Raw genomic sequence first — 4,034 nt, forward strand, 5'->3', positions numbered from 1 at the left:
AGGCAATGTGGATGGGCGCGAGCAGCTATCAAAACAATAGCGATTTCACGGCGCCTCGTGCAGCCATTGCGCCCGCTGGCAGCTTGATCCGCAGGCGCTATTTCCTGGCCGCATTCCGCTTGCGGGTGGCGGCAGCCTTTTTGGCAGAAGCTGACCGCTCTTGCGCCGTGCGGGAGGCTGCTGCTGCGCCGCCAAGGCGCCCGCCTTTTCGGGACGGTGCATGGTTTTCGGCCTTGCCGCGGCCCGAGCCCGACTTTTTGCCGCCGCCGGTTTCCTTGTTGACGGTGGCCCAGGCGCGGCGCTCGGCTTCTTCCTTGCCGACGCCGCGGTCTTCGTAGCCTTCTTCAATGTGTTCAGCCTTGCGCTTTTGCTTGTCGCTGTAGGCAGATTTRTCGCCTCTGGGCATGTCGGTTCTCCTTGGCTGGGTTTTCTTCGCCGTGATCGCTGTGATGGCGAGAGCTTGAAAATACTGCACCGGGGCAGGGCGCTTCGCGCGCGGCATTCCCGAAAAAAGGTCGGTGATCTCCTACACGGCGCGGCGCTTCGCTGCCGGTCTCAAGAAGGCGCGGCGTTCAGTTCATCCATCAGCCACTGCGCAAACTGCTGCGTCTCCGGGGCGGCATTGGGCGCAAGGCCAAAATAGTGGCGACCCAGCGCCATCCGCAATTCCGGCAAGGGGCTTATCAACCGTCCCGCCGCCATGTCATGGGTAATTTGCGATACCGGCGCCAAGGCAAAACCCAACCCGTCGACGGCGGCCTGAAGCACAAAGTGCAAATGATCAAATTGCAGGCAACTGGCTGGATTCAACTCTGGCGCGTTCACCTGCTTTTTCCAGTTCTCCCAATCGTGGCTGCGCGATTTGGATAACAGCAAGACATGGGACGCCAAAGAGTGCGGGCCGGTGACGGGGCGGCTGGCAAACAATGCGGGCGACCCAACAACAAGAACTTCGTCCTCCAGAAATGGATGAATCTGCATCGCCGGCGGCCACCCCCTGGTGCTCCGCCGGATGGCCAGATCGAACTCATCTACCGCTTTGTCCGGCGGCAAGGTGCTGGTCATCACCTGCGGTTCGATGTCAGGGTGCTTCGCCACGAACGCTGACAACCTTGGAATCAGCCAGCGCACCGCGAACGTGGGCCGGACGTTGATCTTGACGGCGCGCAATGGCGTTCCACCCCTGAGTGATTCGGCGGCTGCGCCAATCTGCTCGAGTGCGGGGCCCACTTGCGTATGGAACTGATGGCCGGCTGCCGTCAGAAGAACTTGCCGTGTTTTTCGCTCGAACAGGTCCACGCCGAGATAGGTTTCTAGCACCTTGATCTGGCGGCTGATGGCGCCGTGCGTTACATGCAATTCCAGGGCAGCCCGGCTGAAACTCTGATGGCGCGCCGCCGCAGCGAAAGCGCGGACCGCGTTCAACGGGGGCAGGCGAGGCAACATGCGTGCAATTTTCTCACACGTGCCGCGCACTAATATCGTTTGTCGGGAGAGGCGGCCCTGCGCACCATACAAGCCATGCAACAGATCACGGCTTCTGCTTCCGACCGCAACTCGCGCCATGCCGCCATGGTGCTCGGGCTCTCACTTCCGGGGGACACGGTGCTCTACCTGCTCCTGCCGATGTTCGCTCCTGCGTTTGGCGTCACCTTGCCCGAAGCGGGCATTCTCCTGGCCGCTAACCGCCTGGTGCGCATTGCGGGCTACGCAGCGGTGGCAAGGTTTTACGCCCGCAACGGTGAACGGCTCACCTGCTCACTGGCGGCGCTGGCGGCCGCGGTGTGCGCATTGGGCTACGCGATGCTGACCGGGTTCGTCGCCCTGTTGTTCTTGCGGCTCTTGTGGGGCCTGGCCTTCGCCGCCCTGAACCTGGCCACCCAGGCATTGGCCACCGCCGAACCGGCGGGCGCTGCGCGTCGGGCAGGGCGGTCCCGCGCATTCACGGCACTGGGGCCCATGCTTGCCCTTCCTTTGGGCGGCGTGTGCGCGCTTTGGTTTGGCCCCAAAGTTATTTTTTTCCTGTTCGCGGCTGTTGCGTTGAGTGCCTTGCTGGTCGCGCGGCAGATGCCAACCGGCGCGCATGCTGAGCCGGCACCACGAAAAACAGGAATCAGGCTTCCGGGCGGGCTGGACATCTTTTCCTTCACGGAAGGCCTGGTGCTGGACGGCCTCTTCATCATCGGCCTGTCTTATCTGGGCCGTGACCTGTTGCCCGGCAACCCGGTCATCGTGGCCGGGCTTCTGCTGTCGGTCCGCTACCTGGCGGAAATTGTCTTGAGTTCTGCCGGCGGACACATGGCTGAAAAGCATGGCGTCGAAGTTCTTCTGGTGACCTTCTCCGTGCTCACTTCTGTTGCCCTGGTGGGCTTTGGTTTCGGCTGGCTGTGGACTTGCGCACTTGCCATTGTGGTTTTGCGTGCCTTGCTGTTGCCGCTGCTGCCGCCGCTGGTTGCACTGCGCACGCCGGGGCCCGGACGCATACAGGCTCTCGCCACACGCTCGGTCTGGCGCGACATGGGCGCCGGCGCAGGCCCGGTGCTGGCCGGCCTGTTGTTGCCCATCGTGCCCTCCGCATGGATTTACGGCGTTGCTGCACTTCTTCTTTCGGTCACCGCCATGGCCTGCCTGAGGCAGCGCAGCAACTGAGCGCGCATCCGATACCACTTTTTTCATTCCCTCTTCTTTTGGAGATTTTCACTTGGACATTCACCACACACTCATCAATTGCGCCGGGGGCACGGTCGCGTTACCAGTCAGCCCGATGAACCATCGAAGCGATGGCGGACATTTGCTGGTCAATCCGCCCCGGCCGGTGTGGGAAAGAAGTGAACTGACCCCCGATGAACTGGCGCTATGGGCCTGCCTGGTCGCAGCCACCGCAAGAGCCATGCTGGAAACACTGCCCCAGCTCGCCGGAGGGTGCCTGAACTACTGGGAGGCCGGTAACAACGCGCTCAACGAACTGGCGCATCCACCCGGACCAAAAACCCCCCAGCTTCACCGGAAAATGCATCTGCATATCTTCGGAAGAAGCCCAAAAGCGAGTCACCCCGATTGGCAATGGGGCGAACCACCGCAGTTTCCAAAATTTGCTTCATCCAAAACCTGGGCGGCTCAGTTCAGCCGTCTGGAGCTGGACGAATGCGAAGCCATAACAATGAGGCTCGAAGTGCTGTTGGCAACCAGGTATGCGGTGGGCTCTTAGCCGCGCTGCGCAGGCGGCCGACGCGTGCCCGCCACACGCCGCGAATTTCTTCCCGTGTCACACAACTGCCATTGAACTGACACGAACGCGTCACCCCCGGCTCCCAGAATCACGCCATGACCAGCATGACGGAGCACCCGATGAATGACGGACAGGCGCAGGGCCCCAGCCGCACCTTGAGCAGCGGCATCCAGGACTTCAACAAGCAGTGCCTGCGCATCCTGCGCTGCACCGCACAAGCCCTGGCGAACAGCCCTGGCGGCTTGCGTTTCAAGGCGGGCACCCGGCCCTGGCTTGAGGGTCTTTCGAATGCGCGGCCGATGCTGGCCGCCGGTTTGGGGCGACGTGACAAGGTGGTTTCGCTGACCGCCGGTGATTGAGAGTCAAAGCCCCTTTTTTGGGGCTTTTTTACAGCGCGATTTGAAGTTGCCGAAGTTGTTGAGACACCAGGAAACAAGGAGTTAGCCATGAAAGAACTGCCCAATCCCACCTTTGCATTGTCGCCAGTCGCAATGCCACGGGGGTCACTTCATCAAAGCGGTCATGCTGTCATTCCCGCCGTTGTTCAAAGGCCTGCCGTGGGGAAAATCACGGTCAGCTGGGCCCGGCACCAGGACGAGGTCCGGCAGGCACAGCGCCTGAGGTACCAGGTCTTTGCGCTCGAAATGGGTGCCAACCTTTCCAAGGTGCTGCCCGGCCACGACGTCGACCTGTTTGACGACTATTGCGAACACCTGCTGGTGCGTGATGCCGACAGCCAGGAAGTCATAGGCACCTACCGCGTGCTGACGCCGACCCAGGCAAAGCGCGTGGGCAGCACCTACAG

At 61.9% G+C, this 4,034-nt stretch carries 6 protein-coding genes; 4 read left to right on the plus strand and 2 right to left on the minus strand.

Annotated elements, in window-relative coordinates; genetic code table 11:
- Positions 1 to 97: 97 nt before the first annotated feature.
- On the minus strand, positions 98 to 406 hold the full coding sequence (locus AC1D1X_RS17415; RefSeq protein ID WP_477670904.1) for a plasmid stabilization protein: 309 nt from the start codon (positions 404 to 406) through the stop codon (positions 98 to 100).
- Between the two features lie 149 nt (positions 407 to 555).
- Entirely contained in the window at positions 556 to 1,446 is an 891-nt protein-coding gene (locus tag AC1D1X_RS17420) for a LysR substrate-binding domain-containing protein (RefSeq protein ID WP_477670903.1), read from the minus strand.
- A gap of 75 nt (positions 1,447 to 1,521) precedes the next feature.
- On the opposite strand from AC1D1X_RS17420, the gene AC1D1X_RS17425 reads away from it, so the two are divergent.
- The 4 genes from AC1D1X_RS17425 to AC1D1X_RS17440 form a co-directional block, all read left to right on the plus strand.
- The gene (locus AC1D1X_RS17425) at positions 1,522 to 2,649 is read left to right on the plus strand and encodes an MFS transporter (RefSeq protein WP_477670902.1); all 1,128 of its coding nucleotides are present in this window, start codon (positions 1,522 to 1,524) and stop codon (positions 2,647 to 2,649) included.
- Between the two features lie 52 nt (positions 2,650 to 2,701).
- Positions 2,702 to 3,208, plus strand: coding sequence for a hypothetical protein (locus AC1D1X_RS17430; protein ID WP_477670901.1), 507 nt, complete (start codon positions 2,702 to 2,704; stop codon positions 3,206 to 3,208).
- Between the two features lie 116 nt (positions 3,209 to 3,324).
- Positions 3,325 to 3,588: a hypothetical protein gene (locus tag AC1D1X_RS17435; protein WP_477667213.1), complete on the plus strand. Its 264-nt coding sequence runs from the start codon at positions 3,325 to 3,327 to the stop codon at positions 3,586 to 3,588.
- Positions 3,589 to 3,675: 87 nt separating this feature from the next.
- A partial coding sequence (locus tag AC1D1X_RS17440; protein WP_477698754.1) for a GNAT family N-acetyltransferase occupies positions 3,676 to 4,034 on the plus strand: 359 nt, incomplete at its 3' end.

It is taken from the genome of Polaromonas sp. P1_G4 (assembly GCF_056405475.1).